Raw genomic sequence first — 25665 nt, forward strand, 5'->3', positions numbered from 1 at the left:
ATTTTTATCTTATCAACCATGCTTTTTGTAATTACAGAATTGGGCACTTCGATGCTCCATAGTAGTCTAATCAGACATCCCAGGATACGTAAATGCGCAATGCAATTCTTCCCATCGCCGTAGCCGTGGCAATGTTTATCCTGGGGGTATTCATTCTTAATACACAGGTCTGGTACACCACTCGCGCAGACGGTCTTGCTGGGGCAAGGTATGTATCAAACAATATGACAGTGATTCTGAATGAAGCCCGCCTTGCTAACCGGACGGCGATGGGTATTGCCGAAAAAGGCTGTGGCCCGGAAGAGCAATATCAGCTTGGTACTTTAGCAGCACTCCTCCCCCATCTCAGAACTATCATTATAGTCAGGAGGGGAGCAGTCTGGTGTTCATCCCTACCGGGAAATCGCGTACTACTGGTTAACATTAACGCATTGCCGAATTCCCAACTGTTACTTGTGCCTTCCAGCAGTACAGTTGACGGTCTTCCTGTTCTTCTCGTTCAGACCAAATACGCTGACAGCCGTATCATAGTCACAGTAAGCGATAGTCATATCAGGGATGCGCTGGATATCCCATTAAAAGGCCTAGGATACGCCCTAAGGGTAGGGAATAACGTAATAGGTATGTCCGGTGATGTCACTAAGGTAAACGAAACGCAACATCTTTCTGCACACGTTAGGGACTCAGAATATCCCTTCAGTATTGATTACAACTACGTTGCGTTTTTCAGCATGCAGAACCTGCAGAATATGATCAGTCAGGCTGGGGGGATACTGCTGTTTTTACTGCTGATGTCCTGTCTCGCCGCCTACATCCTTAATAAATATCTTACTAAAACTACTCTCCCTGAAGAAGCGCTTGGTCGGGCCATTTCCAAGGGGGATATCGTCCCTTTTTATCAGCCTATCGTAAATGGCAAAGATGGCACACTTCGTGGTGTTGAAGTGTTGGCCAGATGGAAGAATCCGAACGGAGGGTATATTTCTCCTGCTTCATTTATTCCTCTGGCGGAAAAATCAGGGTTGATAGTACCGTTAACGCAAAGCCTTATGGCCCAAGTAGTGTCTAATTTGAACGCCGTTGCCAGTAAAATACCAGAAGGATTCCATGTTGGGATTAACTACAACCCTTCTCATATCGCAGCGCCCACATTTGTGGAAGAGTGTTTGAAATATAAGAATTGTTTCAGTCGGCACGATTTGAAACTTGTCATTGAGGTAACCGAGCGTGAGCCCCTGAATATCGATGAAAAACTTGCTCAAACCCTGAATGAACTGCATGCAAATGGTTTTTCCATTGCACTTGATGATTTTGGAACCGGCTACTCAGGGCTCTCCTACCTACAGGATCTCAATATTGATTACATCAAAATTGATCAAACTTTTGTAAGTCGGGTTAATGAGCATGAGGACTCGACTCTCATACTGGATTCTGTCCTTGACCTTGCGCGAAAACTTTCAATAAGCATTGTTGCAGAAGGTGTAGAAACGCAAGAGCAGCTTGACTATCTAATCAGGAACAATATCTTATTTATGCAGGGATATTATTTCTTTAAGCCAGTTCCTTTTTCTGAATTAATAATGATTTTGTTATCTAAACCTAAAGTGAGAGTGAAGGTTGAATGAACAGTTGGATGTTCAAAAGAAACGTCCGCTCCTCGCTCATAGCGGAACTTCATCTCAGTAGGCTTATCAGTTCCGCTCTGCGCTTTAGCGTGACCCTATCGAAGCAGTTTAAGGGGGCACAGAATGACGTTCGCCACTATTGATGACGTCAGAAACCGGATCGAACCGTTAGACAGAGAACTGCTCATCGGATAACGGAAATGCAAGCTGTCGTTTTTACCGGTTCTGGTAGCTGTTAAGGGTGAGCGGTTATGAGAAAATAACCCACGCAAACGGTTTCGTTGGTTTTAACCGTTTTCGACACATTATCTATCGCTGTGATGGCGTTGTTGTTTAGCATTTTATTCTTTACGTCTCCTCCCCTGGGGAGACGTCTTTTTCCCACGCACTCTTCACAATGTCTGCAACCCCAAACGCCACTGAAAAATCGCCTTTGATAAGGGATTAGATGTACCTCTATGATAGTTTGGCCATCAGAAGAAAGGGTTTGAGCTCTGGATGGAAGTCAGTTGCAGCCATGTTCCGTATTCGCTGCAGAGGAACCTGCTCTGAGTTTGTTTAACCTTTCCACGGCAATAACGTCTCTTTCGCACGGAACGGGAGGCGCGTAAAAATAACCCTGTATCTCTGCACACCTTCCTCAAGGATACGATCAAATTGCTCCTGAGTTTCAACACCTTCAGCGACAGCGGCACAGTCCGGCCGAACGACGGCATCTTTAACAAAACTGCCGTCAATTTTGATTTTGTCAAACGTGAACATGCGCGGATCATGGCTATGCGTTATGGTATACCGCCCGATCACCATATTTCACAGGCGTTTCCCCAGATAAAAAATTATCTGTAAAAGCATCGAAAACGCCTCTTATCGAAGGGTATTTTTACGTCAGTTTTTATGGCCGGTAACTGACCAGAATGCGGCCTGAACGTTTTCTGGTGAAGTCTTTCCGTTTGCAAGCAGAAGCTGAGTAAGGATCCGTGCTTTTGCCGGATTCAGCCCCGACGAAACAACAAAGCCGGCTTTGTTATCATCGACCTCGACGTTACGTTTTACTGCTCCTGTATAGGAGCGCGATGCGCGGACCACGACAAGTCCATGCTCCCGGGCCGCTTTGAGCGCAGCTAACGCTGAGGCGGATGTATTTCCGTCTCCCACGCCGGCGAGAATAATTCCTTTTGCACCATCACGCACCGCATTGTTGATTTGGACATCGTCCATATTACTGTGGGCATAAATGATCTCAACCCGCGGAAGTTTATGGGATGCAGGTAATTGTAGAGACAGACGAGATTCTGCCGGCACCGGGGTAATATAATGAACTTCTGCCGCATCGACATAACCCAGTGGGCCGGCGTAAGGTGACTGAAAAGTAGCCACTCCGGTTGTATCCGATTTCGTGGACCAAATCGGTGACTGGATAGTGTCATTCATCACAATCATTACTCCCCGTCCCTTCGATTGTTTGTCCACAGCAGTATTCACAGATTCAAGCAAATTAGCAGGGCCATCTGCACCAGTTGCTGTCGCCGGTCGCATGGCTCCAGTAATAATAACAGGCTGGGGGTGATGTATTACCAGACTGAGGAAAAAAGCTGTCTCTTCAAGAGTATCTGTGCCATGGGTAATAATAATAGCGTCAGCGGCACCTGTACTGAACAGATCGTCGATCTTCTGGGCAAGATCAAACCAGATTTTATCATTCATGTCCTGAGAACCAATGGATGCGACCTGGACACTACTAAGCTGGGCTTTTTTATCCAATCCTGGAACGGCTGCAAGCAATACTCTTGGGCTGATGGCGCCGGATGTGTATCCGATAGAGCTGGAGTCTTCACCAGTGCTCTGTCCTGCAATGGTACCGCCGGTAGCAAGGATCATCAATTTAGGCAGAGCCTCAGTCGCTTTTTGGCTATATGTCGTTAATGACGGCGAGGCCGTTGCAGCCTGAGAACCATGAGTAAATAGCGAGGCATATACTAGTGTTAGCGCAAACGCGACAGGATGATTTATAGGCTTGAACATGACTTATTCCTTAGATAAAAGGCAGATGCCTTAACTTTTGTCGCCGATACTTTGGCTGGAGCATCATGGGGCATGACAATCGTAGCCGACATACCGGGTAATTTTGCAGACAGAGTGGTAGCCTGAACATAATTGCCGGATGAAAAGGCCAGAGTACCGACTGATCGCCGGCGTTATAATTACTCATCTATCAATTTTTCAGCAGATGCAACTACATCACCATAAGCAAGTAGTGTTATATAAAGAACACCTCATTTATACACACCTTGTCCTTTCACTTCCAGTTCTCACTCTGGAAGACAAGCTTATATTGCGACACATCTCAAAGAAAAAATCCCTGGAACATAAATGGGGTTATTTAATCTATGTAATTTATTCCATACAAAATTTGATACAGAATCCACTAATGAGTCAAAAGTTGTCCTGGTGATGGTTTTAACAGAATTGATGTTATCAAAATATAAAAAACAGAACTAATGCATGCACAATGTTAACAATATGAAAACATTTTCAAGTCAACGCGTTAACAAAAAGACGGGTGTTAAAGTTTAATATGTCAACTATGATTTTTAATTGGGTTTTTAATAAGCCACTGTTTTCTTTGCTTACATTTCAAAAAGACTACGGCCTCGTTGCGGGAGGAATAGATGGTGCTTGTCTGCTGCGTGCCAGGAGCGGTCATTGATTTAATCAGATAAACAATGCTTAAAGGCCGATCTTACGTTTTCGTATAGCGCAGGTGAGAGCATGACATTTTCCCAAATATTATTATGTCCAGCTTTGGGAATGGTCAGAAGTTGCTTTTGACTACAGCATGATGCAGAAGACAGCAGCTTTTCTGGTATTTCTGAGGGGATGATTGCATCATTTTCGGCAGCAATAATCAGTAAATTCCCGTTAAACTCAGCAGCAATGTTCCATGCATCTGTATGTTCCCAATTCCTGGGTTGGCGTATTATTGCAGAGAAATCAGGGCCAAACTTAACTTTATATGCAAGTGTTGAGTAGACACCTGGAACCATAAGGATGAGAGATCGGAATTGCATCGCTTTACTAAGCTGAAGTGCATTATAGGCTCCCATACTGATGCCCATACAACCTGTAAGCGTCTGCCCCAGAGAAGCGATAACCGCCTCTGCTTGCATCGTACGATTAAAAAGAGAAGATTCGTGAATGTCTCCCCCCGTTTCACCATGACCTATAAAGTCAAATACCGTCGTTCCAAAACCCAGCGTATCCAAAATATCCCGGTATTTGTAGAAAACGGTTCGATCTTTGCCGCCACCATGAAGCATCAGAACATGTCCATTGCGCCCAAATGTGCTTTCAGCATGAATTGTTTTGCCATGGAACGGGACCAGGAAGTTGTGACTCGAAATCATCTTCGTATGTGTTTTTGGCGACATGGTTTATTCGTTGTATCAAACCCAAGCGCGCCATGCAATGTCAGACTGAATCACCACTGCTTCGGTAGCCATTTTTTAGTTTGTCACACGATCTCTTGCCCAATTGATGTGCGTCGGCATCTTCCGCTCCTCGCTAAAAGCGGAATTCAGACTAGCATCTAATTTCGATGACTGAAGCGGATGTAACTTTAACGAGCAATCAGCCGATAATTATTTCAAAGAACATACCAGAGTGGCATGATCCCACCACTCGTTGGTATTAACTTTTGTTGCAAGTACGTTAAATTGTGCTTCCTGTATCTCATTTGTTAATGCAGGGAAAGGTTTCAGGGTACGCCAGGGGTGACCTTCTTTCAGTAAATGATGTCTTATAGGATCAAAAACACTAATATCATCAGAATTACGGGGGCTTCCACACATGGAGCTGATCACAAGCCGTCCGCCGGGTTTGAGCAATCTTTTCGCTTCTGCGAAAAAGCGAGTTCGGTCATCATCTATCAGGCAATGCAAACAACTACCATCAATAACCAGCTCAAACATTGAGTCCTTGCATTGATAAATATGACAAACATTTCCGACAAGAAAATGAGCGGAGAGGCCCGCTTGTTGAAAACGCCTTTCAGCCCATCTGATAGCGGTTTCAGAAAAATCCACACCCCATACTGAATATCCTCGTTCAGCAAGAAACTGCGCAGCCATCGCTCCATTACCACATCCCATTTCAAGTATTGGCGCGCCAGGTTGGGGTAAATAATTATTAAAATCAAGCCACTGAAAGATTTTTTCTTGCTGTTCTTTTGCCCTGAAATAACCTTTATCAGCCCAAGCTATAGCCCCATTCGCTATGAGTTGTCTGTATTTTTCTTCATAGGGATTCATATTTAAGACGCTTTATTGCAACAATAACACCCTTTATTTTATATGTTATTTATGGAAAAAATGAAGTTTCTGGCGAAAAAGTGCGTGCTGTAGATACACGCACTAACGTCCGCTTTCACTCTTAAGGGACATTCGACAAACAACATTGTATTTTGCGTAAGGCCGAAATTCCTGCTTCTTACTCAGCAGTTTTCCGGCCTCCCATCTCACGCCTCAGTGCGCCGCGATATACGGCTCCTTCACAAACTCCGCCATTAGCCAGACCATATCATGCAGCAGCCCGGTCAGCTCTTTCGCCACGCTCGCAGGCAGTGTTCCGCCCATCACCGCCAGCGTTAACGCCACGGCATAGTCCACCTGCAGAGTCGTCTCTTGCCAGCAGTCCGGCACGCAGGAAGCCATCTTTTCTCCCGCAATCAGCTGTTCAACCAGATACGGCGGTAGTTCAGCATCACAGCGGTCCCGTAGTCGCTTCAGCGCAGCCAGCAACCGCTTACAGAGCGTGGTGTATGTCACTTCGTCGTCAGTTTCCACCAATACGCTTACATAGGCGGTGCAGGCATCGGCCAGTTCGAAGAGATCCGCAGAATCGGAAATTGAATTGTTGATGAGGTGACAAACAGCGCTTTCCGCAGAGAGCGCGTAAGAAAACTCAGGGGTAGTAGCCATTTAGCATCCTCGTTGTGCAAAAAATGTCATGTTATGCTAACGGGTTCCTACGCCCGGTTACGGATGTGCCGCAACGCAGGCACTTTACGACCGCGAAGAAGGGAAAAAAAGGGATAGCCATGAATTACATCAGGTTGCTTGCAGGTTTGCGAGGCGGCTTCCAGAAGGGCGTAGCCGCCGGGCACATTTTGTACCGCGGTTACTCTTTACGCAGACTTTTTCATTTTGATCAATCCTTCTAATTACGTCTGCGTCGCGCGGGAAGATTTGCCCGCCTGGGAGCAAACCAGCCCAAACTCCCGGCACAGCGAAGGCGTCACGGGCACGATGCACAAACCGCGTAATTCATCCGGCAGGGCGGATTCAGGTATCAGTGCGACGCCCAAGCCTTCGCGTACCAGCAGGCAGGCGCTGATACAGTCGCGGACGGTCACCTGTACGTCAGACAGTTCCAACCCAGTCTGCTCCATCAGGCTTTTTCCATTGACGGCACAACCGCCTGTGGCGAGTACGAAGGGCTGGTCTGCCAGTTCCTCAAGGGTGATGCCGCGCGTGCGTGCATAGCGAGCCAGACGGTGGTTGGCTGGCAGCACCGCGACCCATGCATCTTGCCCCAGGATCGCATCCGCGCGTCCGGGAACAGGGTTCATGACCACGCCGAGATCAACCGTATCTGCCGCAAGCCACTCTTCGACCTCCTGGTCCGTGCCTTCCAGTACGACCACCTCTATTTCAGGATGCAGGCGCTTCACGTCCCGCAGCAGTCCCGGCAAAAAAGTGGACGTCACAGACGGAAAACTGGCAAGTCGAATGCGCCCGCCACTCAGCCCGCGGCTCTCATCCGCCAGTGTGCGGATGGCGTCCAGCCGTGCCAGCATGCTTCTTGCCTCTTTGACAACCCGCTCGCCCAGGGCTGTAACACCGACGTGGCGTCGCTCACGCGTAAATACCGCAAATCCTAATGAAGCCTCTAACTGAGCGATCGCCTGGCTGGCACCCGACTGCGTCATGCCGACCTCTTCAGCGGCACGCGAAATATTACTGGCGTCCGCCACGGCAACCACCAGGCGCCAGTGCAACAGATTCATCATGGGTATAAGTAGCTCAGCTAATAGTTAATTTATGAATCATTAATTTTACAGTGATAACGGTTTTAAGCACAGTGAATGCAAACCGAATGTTTATCACTCACAGCTTTAACGGAGAGATTATGAAACTCTATTACGCCCCGGACACCTGTTCACTCTCACCCCATATCGTACTTCGCGAACTGGCGATTGAGTTTGAGCTGGTTAAAGTGGACAACAGGAGCAAGCTTACCGCTGACGGGCGCGACTTCCTGACCATTAACCCTAAAGGCTATGTCGCCGCGCTTGAACGGGATGACGGAAATGTCCTGACCGAGGGGCCAGCGATTTTGCAATACCTCGCTGACCTCAAGCCGGAGAGGGGGCTGGCACCGCGCGCAGACAGCTGGGAGCGGGTGCGGCTTCAGGAATGGCTTAACTTTATCACCAGTGAAATACACGCGGGATCGGCTCCTCTTTTCAATCGCGTGCTGCCCGAAGAGGTCAAATCCATTTTTCGTGAGAAGCTCTTCAGGCGGTTCAGTTTTCTTGAGGAAACGCTCTCCACTCGCGCTTATTTGACGGGATCGACCTTCAGCGTGGCAGATGCCTATCTTTTTACCGTGCTGGGGTGGTGCAAGTTCTTCTCCATTGAGCTGAGCCCCTGGCCTGCGCTGCTGGAATACAGAGATAAAATTAATGCCCGTCCAGCGGTGCAGGCCGCATTACGTGCGGAAGCGGCTCAGTAAGACTGTAAAGCAGGTTTTTGCCGATCGTGTGTGAATATCTGCCATTTTATCTCCGACGTACTCAGGGTAAAAATGGCCGTGGCCAGCGTGTTCTCTTCATCCGGGTCGTGTGGCGAGAGACGATAAATCGGGAGCGCGGGATCATGCTGGTCTGAAAGAATACCCAGTGCCGCCGCACCATCAAGGTGAGATTGCGTCTCCAGCCAGGCGTTTAGCCGCTGCTGGCGTGACCGGGAGCTGTCGGTGATCACCTGCTCAACCGCGTCAAGCTGAGGGTGGATAAGGTGATTAGCATGGGCGAAAACGTCCCGCAGCGGCGTGACGGAACAGCCTGTTCCCGTCGCTTCCACGCTAAACAGCCGGCTGTCTCCCATTTGTCCCAGCGTATGATGAAATGCACCGGCGCGTGGCACGGTGGTCAGTATTGAGATGGCTTCATCTAAGGTGGCGGCATTCAGCGCGGCGCGGGCTAATACCTGGCGCGGCATTCCGCGTGGACGGTGCAAAGCGCGAATGTTATTCACCGTATTCACCACGCCCTTTTCGTTTACGGCGAAGGTATGTCCGCAAATTGAGCCCGGATAAGCAAAACTGGTGAACGCCAGGCCGTCATCCGGGGTGATGCTGACGATGGCGCAGTCATTGCGAAGCTGCGGGAAACCGTCTTCATTATGCGCGATAATCAGCTCCCCCTCTGCGGTTCTTCCCGCTACCGTGGTACAGCCATCAGAGGTTGAGCGCACCAGATCGCCGCGGCAGTTCCAGGCAAACACCTCATCAAACGGTGCTTCCAGACCCTCGGCTAATCCCTCCAGCTCCTGCCAGATCAGGGGATAGTGTGACTGGACCCGCGAGCGCATGCTTCGGGTCTGTTCTGTGTCTTTCATGGCGGTAACGGTTTGCCACAACGCCGTTTGCGTGAGTTTTGCATGCCAGGCCTCGCGGCCAAAGGCGCCAAGTTCCTGACCTACTGCAAAAGCGGAACCACGAATGTCGATTTTTTTCATAGTATTATCATTCACTTCTGTTCAGGATACGTGTTGCAAAAATTCTTTCAGGCGTGGATTGCGACTGCTATTCAGCAGCATATCAGGTGGACCATCTTCGGCAATGGTACCGCCATCAATAAAGATGAGCCGTGATGCCACATCGCGGGCGAAGCCGATTTCATGGGTCACAATCACCATGGTCATGCCTTCTTCGGCCAGCGAGCGCATGACTTTCAGCACCTCATGCCGTAATTCGGGATCCAGCGCTGAGGTCGGCTCATCGAACAGCATCATTTTCGGCTTCACCGCCAGGGCTCTGGCGATGGCCACGCGTTGCTGCTGACCGCCAGAGAGCTCTGATGGGTAGTGACTGGCGCGTTCGCGTAAGCCAACGCGGTCCAGTAGCGCCAGTGCCTGCTCCCGCGCGGCGGCTTTGCTCTGTTTGCGTACGCGAACCGGACCAAACATCACATTCTCCAGCGCCGTCAGATGGGGGAACAGATGGAACTGCTGAAACACCATCCCGGCTTCGCGGCGGATATCACATTCGTTAGCGTGAGGATCGGTAATATGCATTCCCGCTACCAGCAGCGTGCCGGAGGAAATTTCCTCCAGCTTGTTAATGCAGCGCAGCAGCGTCGATTTGCCCGAACCGGAAGGGCCGATGATCACCACGACTTCGCCGGCGTCAATTTTTAAATTGATGTCGTGCAGCACCTGAGTGGCACCGAAATTTTTCGACACTGCGCTAAATTCAACCATGCTCATAAAATATGGATCCTCTTCTCCAGTTGCTTCAGCAGGAAACTCAGGCACAGCGTCACCAGAAGATAAATCATTGCCACTGCGGTCCAGACTTCCAGCGCGCGGAAATTACCTGCAATAATTTCTTGCCCCTGACGAGTCAATTCCGCCACACCAATCACAATAAACAGCGAGGTGTCCTTAATACTGATAATCCACTGATTACCTAACGCAGGGATCATACGGCGTAATGCCAGCGGCATAATGACGTGCCATAGCGTGCTGCGCTGAGATAATCCCATTGCCAGGCTGGCCTCTCTAAAACCTTTATTAATCGAGAGGATCGCCCCTCGGGTGATTTCTGCAATATAAGCACCCGAGTTAATCACAATAGTCGTAATGGCCGCGGTTACCGGGTCGATATGAATCGGTAACACCATGGGCAGTGCGAAGTAAATAAACATCACTTGCACCATAATAGGCGTCCCGCGGATTAACTCGACAAAGACTAACGAGACTGTCTTTGATATTTTCCCTCCGAGCGCCCGGCAGGTTCCCGCCAGCAGGCCAATAACAAAACCACCCAATAAACCTGATAATGAAATAATCAGCGTCAGCTGTAGTCCTTGCAACAACAGCGGCAGGGACTCCCAAATATATTTACTGTCGAAATTCATCATGTTACCCGTTAAGATGTAACGAGGTCGGATCGCTCCGACCTGGCGGGATTATTTTGGCTGTTTAGCAAACCACTTCACGTAAATCTTGCTGTAAGTGCCGTCCGCACGTAACGCCTGCAGCGCAGCGTTGATCTTCGGCGTCAGGCTGCTGTTCTTTTGCATCGCAAAGCCGTAGTGCTGCGGCAGAATGCTGTCAGTCTCGCCGGTCGATTTCACTTTGCCATCACCTGCCGTTTTTACGTAATAGAGCACGTTGGGCGAATCATGCACCACGGCATCAAGGTTACCTGCCTGCAAATCAAGATAGGCGTTATCGATATTCGGGAATTCGACATAGTTCGCCTTATATTTGCTTTTCATAAAGCTGGCTGCCGCCGTTCCCTGCTTTAATCCCACTTTCTTTCCTGCTAAATCGCTGAATTTAGTAATGGTATTATCGCTGCTTTTCACCGCCATTAATAAATCAGCATCATAATAACCGTCGCTGAAATCGACGACCTGTTTACGCGCGTCGGTTATCGTAATGCCCGCCATGGCGACATCCAGATTACGTGATTGCAAACCCGGAATCAGTCCCCCGAAGTCCATCGGGCGTAATTCGTAGCTGACGTGCATTTTTTTAGCAATGGCATCCCACAAATCAATATCAAAGCCGACGTATTTATCGCCTTGTTTAAATTCAAAGGGGACAAACGCGGTATCAACGCCAACCGTTAATTTATCCTGTGCTTCTGCCACAAAACTGGCGGAGCAAGCGACCAGTGCTAACGTAACTTTTAATTTAGTGAATAATCCAGACATGATAACCCTCGGCGTCAGTAAAGTAGCGTGCATGAATGTCACCCGGCGAAATATATCGGCAGGGTGGGGAAATAAAAAGTTGATATGCAGGGCGCACTTTCATGCGCCAAAATTAAAACGATACTTATGCGGGAATAATCTCATCCCGGGTGTCGGGTACCGGCGTCTGTGCGCCGTTCATTACCATCGAGAGAAAACTGTAATAACCATTAATTCCGATCAGATCCACCACGCCTTTCTCACCCCACAGCGCGATAGCGTGCTGCCAGGTGGCATCGCTGACCTTCTGCTGCTCCTGTAACTCCTTGCAAAAGTGATAGACCGCCCATTCATCCGGCTGCAGATCCTCTGGAAGACGCTTTTCATTAATCGCCTGCACTGCCGCGGCAGAAATACCTTTCTCGCGCGCTATCGGCGCATGAATCGCCCACTCCACAGGCTGTGACCAGTGCCGCGCGGTCATCAAAATCGCCAGTTCCGACAGGCGCTGTCCCAGCGCGCTGCGATAACGCAGGTATTCGCCCATGCGTTGCGCATGCGCCATCAGCTCGGGACTGCGCAGCAGCGGCTCGAAAGGTGGCAGCAGCGCACCGCGGGGCCCATTGATTATCTCTTCGGCCAAAGCACGCTGCTGGTCGTCCCATTCATGCTCCGCCAGTGGGGGTAAACGATTGATCATAATTTGCCGGTCTCTTCGCGAATGACGGTGTTCAGCGTGTCCACTACAAAGTCGAGCTGGCCAGGCGTGACAATAAACGGGGGGGCGATCAGGATATGGTCGCCATACTGCCCGTCAATCGTTCCACCCATTGGATAGACCATCAGCCCACGTGACATACAGTTTGCTTTGATTGCTGCGTGCAGTTTCAGGGCAGGATCGAAGGGGGTTTTGCTGGCTTTATCGCGTACCAGCTCAACGCCCGCAAACAAGCTGCGTCCACGCGTATCCCCGACATGCGGTAATTCCCCCAGCACTTCACGCAATGCGTTGTGCAGGTAAGCCCCCTGTTGCCTGACCGCCTGCAGCAAATTATCGCGCGCGATCACCTGCTGCACGGCCAGGGCTGCGGACGCGGCGGTCGCGTGACAAATGTAGGTGTGCCCGTGCTGGAACAGACCGCTACCGGCCTGCAGCGCTGAGACAATCTTCTCGCTCGCTAATACTGCGCCAATCGGCTGATAGCCGCCCCCCAGCCCCTTCGCGATGGTCACCAAATCCGGCACCACATCATCCTGTTCAAACGCATGCAATGTGCCGGTGCGTCCCATGCCGCACATGACTTCATCCGCGATATAGAGGATGCCGTATTTATCACACAGGTTGCGTACACCTTTAAGATAGCCCGGGGTAGGCGGCGTGGCGCCGGTGGTGGCTCCCACCACGGTTTCTGCACAGAAACCAATAATGGTGTCGGGACCGGCCTCAATAATGGCTTGCTCCAGCTCGTTGAGCAGACGCGTGGTGTATTGCTGCTGGGTTTCGTCAGCGCGGCGGTCGCGATACTCGTTGCAGGCCGAAACGCGGATAACGTCGATCAGCAAGGGAGCAAACTGGCGGCGGCGCCATTCGTTGCCTCCCACCGCGAGCGCCCCAAGGGTATTGCCATGATAGCTCTGCTTACGGGCGATAAATTTGGTGCGCGACGGCTGGCCGATCTCAACAAAATACTGACGCGCCAGCTTGAGCGCAGTTTCGACCGCTTCCGAACCCCCCGAAACGAAATAGGCATAGTTAAGATCGCCAGGCGCCGTGCGAGTCAGCTGTTCAGCAAGCTGTTCAACAGTGTCGCTGGTAAAAAAACCGGTATGGGCATAGGCCAGTTGATCGATCTGGCGATGCATCGCAGCCAGCACGTCAGGATGCGCGTGGCCTAAACAGGAAACGGCGGCGCCACCGCAGGCGTCCAGATACTGTTTTCCCTGTGCATCAAAAATGTACGCCCCCTGGGCGCGTACCGCCACGGCGGGCGTGTTGCGTAGACTGCGGTGAATGATATGGGTCATGCGGGTCCTGCTCCTGAATACGCTGTGCTAATAAAGCGCATCTTGCAGGATCCATTTGTATCACGTCAATTTCATTTTGATCCAAATGCATTCTGTTTTCTTATGCCGGATGCAAATGAATTATTTTTCAGGGTTTCCCGGGCACCACATAGGCACCAGAGTCGATAAGATAGCGTTCAGCATTTTCGATTTTATTGACTGCATCCCGACCATGGCGCGCGACCAGCATCGCCAGTAAACACTCGGCGAGCCCCATACCGGACACCACGGAAGGAAAAAACGACGGGCTGTCTATGGAAAACAGCAGCGTGCAATCGGCAGCCTGGGCTAATGGCGAGACGGGAGAATCCGTAATGGCGACGATTGTCGCGCCTGCCTGCTGGGCCGCGCGCAGGACATCGAGCGACTCACGCGAATAGGGGGCAAAACTGGTGAGTAACAGGCAATCTTGTGCTGTTAATTCGCGGGTGAATACCTCGATATTGCTCGCCAGACCATCAATGAGTGATGCTTGCCGATTGAACAGTCGATAGACATAAAACAGCGACCAGGCGATAGGAAAGCTGGCCCGGAAGCCGCAAATATAGACATTCTCAGCCGCGTCCAGCAGCGATACAGCCTGCTCCATGGCCTGATGGTTTTCATGCTGTGTGAAAGCCAAATTTGCCTGATGCGCCTGAAACACCTCTTCATACAGCTGCGGTTGAGTGCCTTTGGCAATCAATTTCTCGGCTTTGGATACATATGTATCATTGCGCAGCCCGAGTTCATCAATGAATGCGTTCTTGAGTTCACCCCAGCCGTTGTAACCCAATCGTTGCGCTAACCGCAGCAGCGTGGCGGGTTTTACACCGGCTTCACTGGCGAAGGCGCGCATCGATAGCACGACCAGCTGATTGGTATTCTGTAGAGAGAACTCGGCAGCACGCTGTAATTCTGCAGACAACTCACTGAATGTACTGACAATATTTTCCCTTGGATTCATAGCAAATAGTCCCGCTTTTGAAGGTTAGCGCTGCTGTTGTCAACTTACGTTCGATCTTCACAGACCGAACGGGTTCGCGTTGTCTCAGAAACGGATGATGAAAACACAGAGTGAATAAGTCAACGGGGAGCTGAACAGGGTGGTTATCAGATGCGCGAAACCAATCTGATGATCATTATGATAAAGGCCAAAGGTAAGACTGTTTTCTATGCAGCATTGTGCTGCTCCTCGCTCATTCCAGCCCTTCGATATTCGACTTAACCGCTTTCAGCGTCCTTCTTCGGATCCAGCCGCTCCCGGCCCGTATTGCCAGCCAGTAGGCTACCATTTTTAGGTGAGTACGTTTGTCCGGACAATAAACGAAGGTCTCCGTACAGAGTTCATGTTGACCCGGCGCCAGTTCCGTTACCTGGTAGCGGAGCAACAGTTTTGCGCTGCCCGGCGCGGCTGGAGACTGAAAAGCAATGGCATCCGGTGCGTTTTCCAGACCGAAATCAGTCCTCCAGAATTGGCCTTTTAAGCCGTAGCTGAGCTCAGAAGCTGAGCTTTTCAAAAGCGTAAAGCTGTGCAACCCAAAGTTGCTGATTGAGTTAGCCTGCTGATTGCGCAGAAATCTTTGCGGCAATTGCCGCAAAGACATCAGCCGACGAATCACGGCATCTTGCCGGACGTCAAAGTTGGCAATCAACGGCAGAATATTTTCAGGATGCGCAGTATGAATGACCGCTCGGTGTTTTTCATGAAACTGGAACTGGGGGAGAAAAGCAGGAACATCCCGCCACTGAGCAAGCGCTTTGCGGGTAACGAATCCGGGGTTCAGCATTGTTCTTCCTTGTCATCCTTTGAGCACAGCCAGAGTAACAGATGGTTTGCGGCAGACAATTACCAGGAAAACGTAGTACCGAAGCGTGCATCAACAAGACCTTTACCGTTCTAAGATCCCGTGATTTGACGACAGAGGCTGGCATTGCCGGGTGGCGGCTGCGCCTTACCCGGCCTACAAGAGAAAAAAGAAAAGCGACACGAACCGTAGGCCTGTGCAAGCGAAGCGCCGCCGGGCACAGCCGCACTGCCGTCACCCCTCGCTCAGCATCGTCAAAAACCGCTTCACCGTCCGCGAACGTTCAAAACGCCGCCAGCAGAGCGCAATATCGGTATAAAGCTCCGGTGAACTCAGCGTGTGATAGGTGACATTCGGCGGTGAAATGGCCGCCATGGATTTGGGGACCAGCGCGAACCCGCCGCCAGCGGAGACCATGCTCAGGGAGGACGAAAGCTGCGACGACTGCAGCGCGTGCTGCACGTCAATCCCGGCCCGCTCGCAGCAACCGTGAACCCGGTCATACAGGCCCGGCGCGACCTCCTGCGGGAACAACACCACCGGCGTTTCCCGAAGCTGCTCTAACGCCAGCGAATCGCACGCCGCCAGCGGATGATCGCGATGCAGCGCCACCACCATCGGCTCCCGGTCGAGAATTTTTAACTCGAACGCCTTGCTGCTCTCGCACGGCAGGCGCACGAAGGCGATATCCAGTTCACCCTCTGCCAGCATCGTCGTCAGCGACGACATATTGGCTTCCACCTGGTGAACCTGCACCGCCATGTTCTGCACCTGAAACTGGCGAATCAGGGTAAAAATTTTGGGATGAAAAGCGTCGGAGCTGGTGATGCCAATCGACAGGTTGCCGTTCAGCCCGCGCGCGATGCCGCGGGCTTTCTCCAGCGCGGCATCGCTCAGCGCCAGGATCTTGCAGGCATCCTCATAGAAGGCTTCTCCCGCTTCGGTCAGCTCCACGCCCCGCGTCAGACGTCTGAACAACGGCGTGCCCACTTCCTCTTCGAGCCGTTTGATTTGCTGACTCAGAGGAGGCTGTGAAATACCCAGCGCTTCGGCCGCCCTGGTGAAGTGTCGCTCGCGTGCAACCGCGACAAAATACCGCAGATAACGAAGTTCCATATCTAAAACGTCTCAAACCAGCATGGTTTCTATATTGGAACTCTCTGCTGAATCGGGTCAACATTTATTTAACCTTTCTAAATAAAGTTGAAGAGGACGAGCATGATGATGCATTCATCTGCCTGCGACTGTGAGGCCAGTTTGTGTGAGACCCTGCGCGGGTTCTCCGCCCAGCATCCTGACAGCGTGATCTATCAGACATCGCTAATGAGCGCCCTGTTAAGCGGCGTGTATGAAGGAGAGACCACCATCGCCGATCTGCTGGCACACGGTGATTTTGGTCTGGGTACCTTCAACGAGCTGGACGGCGAAATGATTGCCTTCAGCAGTCAGGTGTACCAGCTGCGCGCCGACGGCAGCGCCCGGGCCGCGAAGCCGGAGCAGAAAACGCCGTTCGCGGTCATGACCTGGTTCCAGCCGCAGTATCGCAAAACTTTCGATGCGCCGGTGAGCCGTCAGCAGATCCACGACGTCATCGACCAGCAGATCCCCTCCGATAACCTGTTCTGCGCGCTGCGCATCGACGGCAACTTCCGTCACGCCCACACCCGCACCGTACCGCGCCAGAAGCCGCCGTACCGCGCGATGACCGACGTGCTGGACGACCAGCCGGTGTTCCGCTTCAACCAGCGCGAGGGCGTGCTGGTCGGGTTCCGCACGCCGCAGCATATGCAGGGCATCAACGTGGCGGGCTATCACGAGCATTTCATCACCGACGACCGTCAGGGCGGGGGCCATCTGCTCGACTACCAGCTGGAGAGCGGCGTCCTCACCTTCGGTGAAATTCACAAGCTGATGATCGATCTGCCCGCCGACAGCGCCTTTTTACAGGCCAACCTTCACCCCAGCAATCTGGATGCGGCGATCCGTGCCGTCGAAAACTAACAGGAGAACTACCGTGAACAGTGAGAAACAGTCACGTCAGTGGGCGCACGGCGCCGATTTGGTTGTTGGCCAGCTGGAAGCGCAGGGCGTGAAGCAGGTGTTCGGGATCCCGGGGGCGAAAATCGACAAGGTCTTTGACTCCCTGCTGGATTCCTCCATCGAGATTATTCCGGTGCGTCACGAAGCCAACGCGGCGTTTATGGCGGCGGCGGTAGGGCGTCTGACCGGCAAGGCCGGGGTGGCGCTGGTGACCTCCGGGCCGGGCTGTTCCAACCTGATCACCGGCATTGCCACCGCCAACAGCGAAGGCGACCCTGTGGTGGCGCTGGGCGGGGCGGTGAAGCGGGCAGATAAAGCCAAGCTGGTGCACCAGAGCATGGACACCGTCGCCATGTTCAGCCCGGTCACCAAATACGCCGTGGAGGTGAGTGCGCCGGACGCGATTGCTGAGGTGGTTTCCAACGCGTTTCGCGCCGCCGAGCACGGCAGGCCGGGGGGCGCATTCGTCAGCCTGCCGCAGGATATTGTCGACCAGCCCGCCACGGGGGCAATTTTGCCCGCCAGCGGTCCCGCGCTGATGGGGCCGGCACCGGAATCCGCCATCAACGATGTAGCGAAGCTTATCGAGAAGGCCAAAAACCCGGTCATTCTGCTGGGGCTGATGGCGAGCCAGCCAGCCAACAGCGCCGCGCTGCGCAAGCTGCTGGAGAAAAGCCGCATTCCGGTCACCAGCACCTATCAGGCCGCCGGGGCGGTGAACCAGGAGCACTTCACCCGCTTCGCCGGACGCGTCGGTCTCTTCAATAACCAGGCGGGCGACCGGCTGCTCCATCTGGCGGATCTGATTATCTGCATCGGCTACAGCCCGGTGGAATACGAGCCGTCCATGTGGAACAGCGGCGACGCTACGCTGGTGCACATCGATGTGCTGCCTGCCTATGAAGAACGAAACTACGTGCCGGATCTGGAGCTGGTGGGGGACATCGCCGAAACGCTGAATCAGCTCGCTAACCGTATCGACCATAAGCTTGAGCTAAGCCAGCGGGCCTCCGAAATTCTGGTCGATCGCCAGCATCAGCGCGATCTGCTCGATCGTCGCGGCGCCTCGCTCAACCAGTTTGCCCTGCATCCGCTGCGCATCGTGCGCGCCATGCAGGACATCGTGAATAACGACGTGACGCTCACCGTCGACATGGGCAGCTTCCACATCTGGATCGCCCGCTATCTCTACAGCTTCCGGGCGCGTCAGGTGATGATCTCCAACGGTCAGCAGACCATGGGCGTCGCGCTGCCGTGGGCCATTGGCGCGTGGCTGGTCAACCCGAGCCGCAAGGTGGTTTCGGTCTCCGGTGACGGCGGCTTCCTGCAGTCGAGCATGGAGCTGGAAACCGCGGTGCGCCTCAACGCTAACGTGCTACACATCATCTGGGTGGATAACGGCTACAACATGGTTGCCATTCAGGAAGAGAAAAAATACCAGCGTCTTTCCGGCGTCGAGTTTGGCCCGGTCGATTTCAAATTCTATGCCGACGCCTTTGGCGCGAAAGGCTTTGCCGTGGAGAGCGCCGACGCGCTCGAACCCACGCTGCGTGCGGCGATGGATGTGGATGGCCCGGCCGTGGTGGCCATTCCCGTCGACTACAGCGATAACCCGCTGCTGATGGGCCAGCTCCATCTCAGCCAGATTTTGTGAATCAACATAAGGACAGAGAAATGCAAAAAGTTGCTCTCGTAACAGGCTCAGGCCAGGGGATTGGTAAAGCGATCGCGCTTCGCCTGGTGAAGGATGGCTTTGCCGTCGCCATCGCCGACTATAACGTTGAGACGGCAAGAGCCGTCGCCGATGAAATCATCCGTAACGGCGGGAACGCCGTCGCCGTGAAGGTGGATGTCTCTGACCGCGAACAGGTATTTGCGGCGGTGGAGAAAGCCCGCACCGCACTGGGCGGATTCAACGTGATCGTCAATAACGCCGGGATTGCGCCGTCTACCCCAATTGAATCCATCACGCCGGATATTGTCGACAAGGTCTACAACATTAACGTGAAAGGGGTGATCTGGGGGATCCAGGCCGCGATTGACGCGTTCCGCAAAGAAGGGCATGGCGGCAAGATCATCAACGCCTGCTCCCAGGCGGGCCACACCGGCAACCCGGAGCTGGCCGTCTACAGTTCCAGCAAGTTCGCGGTGCGCGGCTTAACCCAGACCGCGGCACGGGATCTCGCGCCGCTGGGGATAACCGTTAACGCCTACTGCCCGGGCATCGTTAAAACGCCGATGTGGGCAGAGATCGACCGTCAGGTCTCCGAGGCGGCGGGTAAACCGCTCGGTTACGGGACTGAAACCTTTGCCAAACGCATTACGCTTGGCCGCCTGTCCGAACCGGAAGATGTCGCCGCCTGCGTCTCATACCTGGCTGGGCCGGATTCCGACTACATGACCGGCCAGTCGCTCTTAATTGATGGTGGGATGGTGTTCAACTAAATTCTAATAAGCTCTGACATGAGTTTTCCCCTGCACCCGTGCAGGGGCTTTTTTTTGTCTCCTCCGCCATTGTGCATTACACTGCGCGCTGCAAAACTTTAGTCATTACGATCTGACAGGCGGTAACAGCGATGAACGGTACAATCACAACGTGGTTTAAAGATAAAGGCTTTGGATTTATCAAAGATGAAAACGGCGATAACCGCTATTTTCATGTGATTAAGGTCGCGAACCCCGATCTGATTAAGAAAGATGCCGCGGTGACCTTCGAGCCAACCACCAACAACAAAGGCCTTTCCGCCTACGCGGTGAAGGTGATCCCGGAAAGCAAACATCTCTTTATTGCGGGCGAGCGCGTGAAGCTCACCTCGATCAAATCCTTCGTGGTGTTTAACGAAGAAGAGCCGGTTGATACCAAAATCGACAAAGAGAATGCGGTGCTGTCGGTGGGGCTGCTGATGAACAGCATCAAGCCGAAATCTGATAAAAAGCCGGGCGAAATGCGCACGGTGAAGAAGCTGGCAATCACCACCTTCCAGAACACGACGCTGATCTTCACCGAAGATGAGATCGACATTGATGCCACGGTGAAGCTGCTGAAGTGATTGTTTGCCGGGTGGCGGCGATGCCTTACCCGGCCTGGAAAACTTAACCCATCCTGTGCTCGCCCCGTAACATCGCCTCACGGTCAAACACCTTCTGGATCTCCCCGTGAGACATAAACGCCGCCCGGGCGGACATATGGGCAATCACGTCCGCATCGTGACTCACCAGCAGATAGGTCATCTCGTGCTCGGCCTTCAGGCGGTTGAGCAGGTTCAGGATCTCCGCCTGCACGGACATATCCAGCGCCGAGGTCGGCTCGTCCAGCAGCAGAAGCTGCGGGCGCAGCAGCAGCGCGCGGGCAATGGCAACGCGCTGGCGCTGGCCGCCGGAAAGCTGGTGCGGATAACGTTTACCCGCGTCGGCAGAAAGCCCCACCTCGTGCAGTGCATTGGCCACCTTTTCCGCGATTTGCGTCTCGCCATGGATGCTTAACGGCTCCGACAGCGTGCGCGCAATGGTGTGGTTCGGGTGCAGCGACGCCCACGGATCCTGAAACACCATCTGTACGTTGCGGCGAAGCTCGCCTTCAAAACGTCGCCCAGGCGTTAACGTTTCCCCCAGCAGCGCAATATTGCCGCGCCACTCACGCTGCAGCCCTGCCAGCACGCGCAGAATCGTCGATTTCCCGCAACCGGATTCACCTATCAGGCTGAAGGTTTCACCTTTCTCGATGACAAAGCTGGCGGCGGACACCGCCGTTTTCTCCCCGAAGCTCACCTGGAGATCCTTTACTTCAACGAGCGCCATTATTGGCCTCCTTCCACGGCTGCGAACGGTCGAGCGTTGGCAGCATCTGTCCATAAGTATGGACGTCTGGACGACAGGTCCACAGGGTGCGCGTGTACGGATGCGTTGCCTGCGGAAGCTGGCTCGCCGCCATCTCATCCACCTTTTCGCCCTGATACATCACCAGCACGCGGTCGCAGTGCTCCGCCACCAGCGGCAGATCGTGGCTGATTAACAGCATCGCCATCCGGCGTTCTTCGCACTGCTGCACCAGCAGTTCGAGGATCTGGCTACGCAGGCGGGCGTCCAGCGCGGAGGTCGGTTCGTCGGCAATCAGCACCTGCGGGTTGTTGACGAGCGCAATTGCAATCATCACCCGCTGGCCCATGCCCCCGGAAAGCTCACCGGGGTAGCGCTGGAGGACATGTTCGTTGAGTCCGACGGCGCGGATGATGTCGTGAATGCGTGCCTGGCGTTCTGAACGCGGCAGCCGCTGATGCAGCGTAAGCGCCTCATCAAGCTGGGCGGCGACGGTTTTCACGGGGTTAAGGGCGTAGCGTGGGTCCTGCAGGACCATCGCAATCCCGTTGCCGCGCAGCGCTTGCCAGCGGCGGGGGCTTAGGGTCAGCAGGTCGTTGCCGAGCACGTTAAGCCGGTTAGCGCTTACGATGCCGGGCTTACGCACCAGCCCCATCAGGGCGCGGGCGGACATCGACTTGCCGGAGCCGGATTCCCCCACCAGCGCCAGCCGCTCGTTGCCAAGCGTGAAGCTCAGGTTGTTGACCACGCGCGCGGCGGGGTAGTCGATATTCAGCGCATCGACGATGACGCGGTGTTCAGTCATGCTGTGGCTCCAGTACGTCGCGCAGGCCGTCGCCCAGCAGGTTAAAGGCCAGGCTGGCAAACAGGATGGCTCCGCCCGGAATGGCGGCAATCCACCACTGGTCGAAAATGACCTGCATGCCGTCGGCAATCATCGCCCCCCATTCGGCCATGGGCGGCCGTGCGCCAAGGCCGAGGAAGCCGAGACCAGCGGCCGCCAGAATAATCCCTGCCAGATCCAGCGCCAGGCGCACAATCGCGGACGGCAGGCACAGGGGCAGAATATGGCCGACCAGCAGGCGCATGCCGCGAATGCCCATCATCTCTGCGGCGGCCAGATAATCGCTGTGGCGCAGACGCTGAATTTCACTCCGCGCCTGACGCGCATAGGCGGGCCAGGTGGTTAAGGCCAGCGCCAGCGCGCCGTTGACCAGCCCCGGGCCGAGCATCGCCACAAACGCGAAGGCGAGGATCAGGCGCGGCATCGACATCACCACGTCGGTAAAGCGCATCAGGATGCGCTCCATCCAGCCGCCGTAGTAGCCGGACAAAATCCCCACCAGCAGCCCGGCAGGCAGGGTGATAACGGTAACCAGCGCCACCAGCCCGAGCGCCGGACGGGTGCCGTAAATCAGGCGCGAGAGCAGGTCGCGCCCGTAGCTGTCGGTACCCAGCCAGTGCTGGCCGTTCGGTGCCTGTAAGCGCGCGGCGGCGTCCTGCCAGTTCGGGTCAAGCGGCGCGAGCCAGGGGGCGAACAGGGCGATAAACACCAGCAGCGCGATGGCCACCAGCCCGCAAAACGCGGCAGGGGAGCGGCGCAGGCGGCGTAAGAAAAGATAAAACGGCATCAGCGCACCCTGGGATCGGTCGCCCGCACAAGCAGGTCGGTAAGGTTATTGATCAGCACAAAGCAGACGCCAATCAGCAGCGTGCCGCCCATGATGGCGGTGGTGTCTCCGGCGAACAGGGCGGTGGTGAGGTAGCGCCCGATCCCCGGCCAGGAGAAGACGGTTTCGGTCAGTACCGTGCCTTCCAGCATGCTGGTGTAGGCGAGGGCGATCACCGTCAGCAGGGTGCCACGAATGTTTGGCAGCACGTGGCGCAGCAGGATGGTCATCTCCCCGGCTCCCTTGGCGCGGGCAAGCAGGATGTACTCTTTGTTCATTTCGCCGAGGCAGGCGGAGCGCGTCAGGCGGGTAATGCTTGCCAGCGAGTAATAGGCCAGCAGCAGCACCGGCAGCACCAGGTGGCTGAGGGCGTTGCGAAACGCCTCGCGGTCGCCGGAAAGCCAGGTATCCACCAGCGCAAAGCCGGTGCGCGGCTCGACGGTGAACTGCCAGATATCGTCCAGCCTGCCGGGACCCGCGCTCCACTGCAGCTTCGCGTAGAACAGGGCCAGCATCAGCAGGCCGAGCCAGAAGATCGGTACAGAGTTGCCGAGCAGGGTGAGGGTTCTGATGGAGAGATCGAGCGGCGAACCTGCGTAGCGGGCGCACAGCACCCCGGCAATCACGCCGAGCACGGCACCGATGATTAAGGCCAGCGTCGCCAGCTCCAGCGTGGCGGGGAAGGCGTGCAGCAGGTCCTGCAGCACCGGCTGCCCGGTGGCGCTGGCGGTGCCTAAATCACCATGGGCAAGGTTTTGGAGGTAGTGCCAGAACTGCACGGGCAGGGGGCGATCCAGCCCCAGCTGGTGGCGAGCCTGATCGTAGGTTGACTGGCTGGCGTGATCGCCGACGATCTGCAGCACGCGATCGACCGGTGAAAACGCTGAGAGCGCAAACGTGACGAGCAGCAGCCCGAAGAGCGTGAGCAGCAGGGTCAGCAGACCCTGGAGCACGCGGGTGGAAAGATGTGGCATGGGAAAACCATTATCCTGAAAATATGCACGGACGGCTCCCTCTCCCGTTGGGAGAGGGGGAAAAGCTACTTCGTAACGCGATCGTACCAGACCATATCCGCGTTCAGCCCCTGCTGATACCCCTTCACGTTATCGCGCACCACGATCTGGGTTTTACCCTGATCGACAAATACGTATGGCGAGCTCTGCTGCAGCTGTTCCTGCATTTTCTTGTACAGATCCAGACGCTTCGCCGGATCCGGTTCGGCAACCGCCGCCAGCGTGGCCTTGTTCAGCTCCGGAATTTTCCAGCCGTTCAGACCGGCCACGGTGCTGGACTTCCCGTCGTTCCACGCGAAGGCGCTGGCGTTAGAGTGCGCATCGAAGTAGTCCGGGATCCACAGACGAATCGCCGCCTGATGCTGCTTTGCGCGCACGCGGGCATAGACCTGGCTCCCGGCGGCAGGCAGCAGATCCACCTTCACGCCACCCTGAGCGAAGCTCGCCTGCATCGACTGGGCGATGGTGATAAACGGCGGCTTGTTCTCTACGTCCAGCGTGAAGTGCGCGTCCTTAATGCCCGCTTTAGCGAGAATGGCTTTCGCTTTTGCCGGGTCAAATTTAAACGGATTATCTTCCAGCGCGCCCGGCAGGCCGACCGGCAGGAAGCTCTGATGAACAAAATACTGGCCTTTCAGCAGGTTCTTGGTGATGCCGTCATAATCGACCAGCCAGCGCGACGCTTCCCAGAAGGCCGGGTTATTCAGCAGCGGATTGGCGCTGTTGCCGGTGTTAAACACCAGGTAATTCTGCTCGGCGGACGGAATGCTCAGCACCTTCACGCCCGGCTTGCCGTCCAGCGCGCTTATCTGATCGGCCCCCAGATCGCGCGCCACGTCCGCATCACCCTGCTGGATCAGCAGGCGGCGTGATGCCGGATCGGGGACGTTTTTAATGATGATGCTTTTGAGCTTCGGCGCGCCGCCGGGCGCGGAGTCGTTAGCTTCCAGCACGATGGCCTGATGCGGCTGATAGACGCGCATTTTGAACGCGCCGCTGCCCGCCGAGTGCATTTTCAGCCACGCGTTACCGAAGTCATTATCCTTCACGTTCGCGGCGACATCTTTTTCATCGACGATAGAGGCAATCGGGGTGGAGAGAATATTGAGCGCCACCGACGGGCTAACGTCCGCCGTCCAGTGTAACTGGAGTGTGTGATCGTCCACCTTTTTCAGCTGGCTGGCGATGTTGCTCGCGTCCCAGCCCAGCACGTTGAGGATAAAGGCCGGGGATTTGTTCAGCGTCACGGCGCGGGTGTAGGAGAAAATCACGTCTTCCGGGCGCAGCGGGTTGCCGGAGGCGAATTTCGCATCGGGTTTAAGCTTGATGGTCAGGGTTTTTGCTGCCGCGTCCGCTTCCCAGCTTTCTGCCAGAATCGGGGTGATTTTTTCCGGATTATCGCGGTCCGGCTGGACCAGACGCTGATAGAGGCTCGGCACGGTCTGGATGCTGGAGAGCTCGTTGGCTTCGGCCGGGTCGAGGCTCACGATGTCATCAAGCCCCTGGGCAACCACCAGCGTGTTGGGCGGAGTAGCGGCGTGGGTAGCGCCTGAGAGCGCAGCCAGCACCAGTAACGGCAACAGTTTTTTCGTCATAGCGATCCCTGAGAAGAATATATTGTGATTGTTTTATGCTCCGCTACGTTAGGTCGACTGTGACATTCCA

At 54.4% G+C, this 25665-nt stretch carries 26 protein-coding genes and 1 pseudogene; 6 read left to right on the forward strand and 21 right to left on the reverse strand.

Features of this window, described 5'->3' with window-relative positions; translation table 11 throughout:
- Window positions 1-92: 92 nt before the first annotated feature.
- On the forward strand, window positions 93-1625 hold the full coding sequence (locus ACMGG5_RS11765; RefSeq protein ID WP_048991857.1) for a cyclic diguanylate phosphodiesterase: 1533 nt from the start codon (window positions 93-95) through the stop codon (window positions 1623-1625).
- 558 nt (window positions 1626-2183) lie between these two features.
- Here ACMGG5_RS11765 and ACMGG5_RS11770 read toward each other — a convergent pair.
- The 7 genes and pseudogenes from ACMGG5_RS11770 to ACMGG5_RS11800 all read right to left on the reverse strand — a co-directional run bounded on the left by ACMGG5_RS11770 (window position 2184) and on the right by ACMGG5_RS11800 (window position 7692).
- On the reverse strand, window positions 2184-2387 hold the full coding sequence (locus ACMGG5_RS11770) for a hypothetical protein (protein ID WP_061715812.1): 204 nt from the start codon (window positions 2385-2387) through the stop codon (window positions 2184-2186).
- Between the two features lie 123 nt (window positions 2388-2510).
- Window positions 2511-3647 carry an asparaginase gene (locus ACMGG5_RS11775; protein WP_024906937.1) on the reverse strand — a complete coding sequence of 379 codons (1137 nt, stop codon included), beginning with the start codon at window positions 3645-3647 and terminating at the stop codon, window positions 2511-2513.
- Between the two features lie 35 nt (window positions 3648-3682).
- Window positions 3683-3799: pseudogene (locus ACMGG5_RS11780) on the reverse strand (serine dehydratase); the annotation flags it as partial.
- 534 nt (window positions 3800-4333) lie between these two features.
- Window positions 4334-5053, reverse strand: a complete 720-nt coding sequence (locus ACMGG5_RS11785; RefSeq protein WP_024906938.1) for an alpha/beta fold hydrolase — start codon at window positions 5051-5053, stop codon at window positions 4334-4336.
- Between the two features lie 210 nt (window positions 5054-5263).
- Window positions 5264-5932: a class I SAM-dependent methyltransferase gene (locus ACMGG5_RS11790; protein WP_420277895.1), complete on the reverse strand. Its 669-nt coding sequence runs from the start codon at window positions 5930-5932 to the stop codon at window positions 5264-5266.
- A gap of 213 nt (window positions 5933-6145) precedes the next feature.
- On the reverse strand, window positions 6146-6601 hold the full coding sequence (locus tag ACMGG5_RS11795) for a hypothetical protein (RefSeq protein ID WP_157188731.1): 456 nt from the start codon (window positions 6599-6601) through the stop codon (window positions 6146-6148).
- Window positions 6602-6843: 242 nt separating this feature from the next.
- Entirely contained in the window at window positions 6844-7692 is an 849-nt protein-coding gene (locus ACMGG5_RS11800) for a LysR family transcriptional regulator (protein ID WP_420277896.1), read from the reverse strand.
- A 119-nt stretch (window positions 7693-7811) separates the two neighbouring features.
- Between ACMGG5_RS11800 and gstA the strand changes: the two genes are divergently transcribed.
- Window positions 7812-8417, forward strand: coding sequence for a glutathione transferase GstA (gene gstA, locus ACMGG5_RS11805; RefSeq protein WP_157188733.1), 606 nt, complete (start codon window positions 7812-7814; stop codon window positions 8415-8417).
- Here gstA and ACMGG5_RS11810 read toward each other — a convergent pair.
- From ACMGG5_RS11810 to ACMGG5_RS11850, 9 genes are all read right to left on the reverse strand, one after another.
- Entirely contained in the window at window positions 8411-9424 is a 1014-nt protein-coding gene (locus tag ACMGG5_RS11810) for a C45 family autoproteolytic acyltransferase/hydolase (RefSeq protein WP_407859550.1), read from the reverse strand. The genes gstA and ACMGG5_RS11810 overlap by 7 nt on opposite strands.
- A gap of 21 nt (window positions 9425-9445) precedes the next feature.
- The gene (gene glnQ, locus ACMGG5_RS11815; RefSeq protein WP_024906944.1) at window positions 9446-10168 is read right to left on the reverse strand and encodes a glutamine ABC transporter ATP-binding protein GlnQ; all 723 of its coding nucleotides are present in this window, start codon (window positions 10166-10168) and stop codon (window positions 9446-9448) included.
- A gap of 2 nt (window positions 10169-10170) precedes the next feature.
- Window positions 10171-10827 carry a glutamine ABC transporter permease GlnP gene (gene glnP, locus ACMGG5_RS11820; protein WP_024906945.1) on the reverse strand — a complete coding sequence of 219 codons (657 nt, stop codon included), beginning with the start codon at window positions 10825-10827 and terminating at the stop codon, window positions 10171-10173.
- Window positions 10828-10878: 51 nt separating this feature from the next.
- Window positions 10879-11631, reverse strand: coding sequence for a glutamine ABC transporter substrate-binding protein GlnH (gene glnH, locus ACMGG5_RS11825; RefSeq protein ID WP_032649674.1), 753 nt, complete (start codon window positions 11629-11631; stop codon window positions 10879-10881).
- Window positions 11632-11755: 124 nt separating this feature from the next.
- Window positions 11756-12310 carry a carboxymuconolactone decarboxylase family protein gene (locus tag ACMGG5_RS11830; protein WP_175557789.1) on the reverse strand — a complete coding sequence of 185 codons (555 nt, stop codon included), beginning with the start codon at window positions 12308-12310 and terminating at the stop codon, window positions 11756-11758.
- A complete protein-coding gene (locus tag ACMGG5_RS11835) occupies window positions 12307-13635 on the reverse strand; it encodes an aspartate aminotransferase family protein (protein ID WP_420277897.1) in 1329 nt (442 codons plus the stop codon). The genes ACMGG5_RS11830 and ACMGG5_RS11835 overlap by 4 nt, the downstream gene beginning before the upstream one ends.
- Window positions 13636-13762: 127 nt before the next feature.
- Entirely contained in the window at window positions 13763-14620 is an 858-nt protein-coding gene (locus ACMGG5_RS11840) for a MurR/RpiR family transcriptional regulator (protein ID WP_032649670.1), read from the reverse strand.
- A 232-nt stretch (window positions 14621-14852) separates the two neighbouring features.
- Entirely contained in the window at window positions 14853-15443 is a 591-nt protein-coding gene (locus ACMGG5_RS11845; RefSeq protein WP_024906950.1) for a hypothetical protein, read from the reverse strand.
- A 252-nt stretch (window positions 15444-15695) separates the two neighbouring features.
- Window positions 15696-16577 carry a LysR family transcriptional regulator gene (locus tag ACMGG5_RS11850; protein ID WP_032649661.1) on the reverse strand — a complete coding sequence of 294 codons (882 nt, stop codon included), beginning with the start codon at window positions 16575-16577 and terminating at the stop codon, window positions 15696-15698.
- Between the two features lie 105 nt (window positions 16578-16682).
- On the opposite strand from ACMGG5_RS11850, the gene budA reads away from it, so the two are divergent.
- The 4 genes from budA to ACMGG5_RS11870 all read left to right on the forward strand — a co-directional run bounded on the left by budA (window position 16683) and on the right by ACMGG5_RS11870 (window position 20551).
- A complete protein-coding gene (gene budA / locus ACMGG5_RS11855) occupies window positions 16683-17462 on the forward strand; it encodes an acetolactate decarboxylase (protein WP_061098944.1) in 780 nt (259 codons plus the stop codon).
- Window positions 17434-19155 carry an acetolactate synthase AlsS gene (gene alsS, locus ACMGG5_RS11860; protein WP_420277898.1) on the forward strand — a complete coding sequence of 574 codons (1722 nt, stop codon included), beginning with the start codon at window positions 17434-17436 and terminating at the stop codon, window positions 19153-19155. Before budA ends, alsS begins: the two co-directional genes overlap by 29 nt.
- A 20-nt stretch (window positions 19156-19175) precedes the next feature.
- Window positions 19176-19946 (forward strand): (S)-acetoin forming diacetyl reductase, encoded by a 771-nt coding sequence (locus ACMGG5_RS11865; RefSeq protein WP_024906954.1) that lies wholly within the window; start codon window positions 19176-19178, stop codon window positions 19944-19946.
- Between the two features lie 131 nt (window positions 19947-20077).
- Window positions 20078-20551 carry a cold-shock protein gene (locus tag ACMGG5_RS11870; protein ID WP_024906955.1) on the forward strand — a complete coding sequence of 158 codons (474 nt, stop codon included), beginning with the start codon at window positions 20078-20080 and terminating at the stop codon, window positions 20549-20551.
- Window positions 20552-20594: 43 nt separating this feature from the next.
- Here the strand turns inward: ACMGG5_RS11870 and ACMGG5_RS11875 are convergent, their stop codons facing one another.
- The 5 genes from ACMGG5_RS11875 to ACMGG5_RS11895 form a co-directional block, all read right to left on the reverse strand.
- Window positions 20595-21299, reverse strand: a complete 705-nt coding sequence (locus ACMGG5_RS11875; RefSeq protein ID WP_420277899.1) for an ABC transporter ATP-binding protein — start codon at window positions 21297-21299, stop codon at window positions 20595-20597.
- Window positions 21286-22122: an ABC transporter ATP-binding protein gene (locus ACMGG5_RS11880; protein WP_420277900.1), complete on the reverse strand. Its 837-nt coding sequence runs from the start codon at window positions 22120-22122 to the stop codon at window positions 21286-21288. The genes ACMGG5_RS11875 and ACMGG5_RS11880 overlap by 14 nt, the downstream gene beginning before the upstream one ends.
- A complete protein-coding gene (locus ACMGG5_RS11885) occupies window positions 22115-22948 on the reverse strand; it encodes an ABC transporter permease (protein WP_248272916.1) in 834 nt (277 codons plus the stop codon). Before ACMGG5_RS11885 ends, ACMGG5_RS11880 begins: the two co-directional genes overlap by 8 nt.
- Window positions 22948-23961, reverse strand: coding sequence for an ABC transporter permease (locus ACMGG5_RS11890; protein WP_420277901.1), 1014 nt, complete (start codon window positions 23959-23961; stop codon window positions 22948-22950). Before ACMGG5_RS11890 ends, ACMGG5_RS11885 begins: the two co-directional genes overlap by 1 nt.
- A gap of 65 nt (window positions 23962-24026) precedes the next feature.
- Entirely contained in the window at window positions 24027-25595 is a 1569-nt protein-coding gene (locus ACMGG5_RS11895) for an ABC transporter substrate-binding protein (RefSeq protein WP_420277902.1), read from the reverse strand.
- Window positions 25596-25665: the final 70 nt, after the last annotated feature.

Origin of the sequence: Enterobacter sp. BNK-34 (assembly GCF_048684445.1) — a bacterium.
Lineage (GTDB): Bacteria > Pseudomonadota > Gammaproteobacteria > Enterobacterales > Enterobacteriaceae > Enterobacter > Enterobacter pseudoroggenkampii.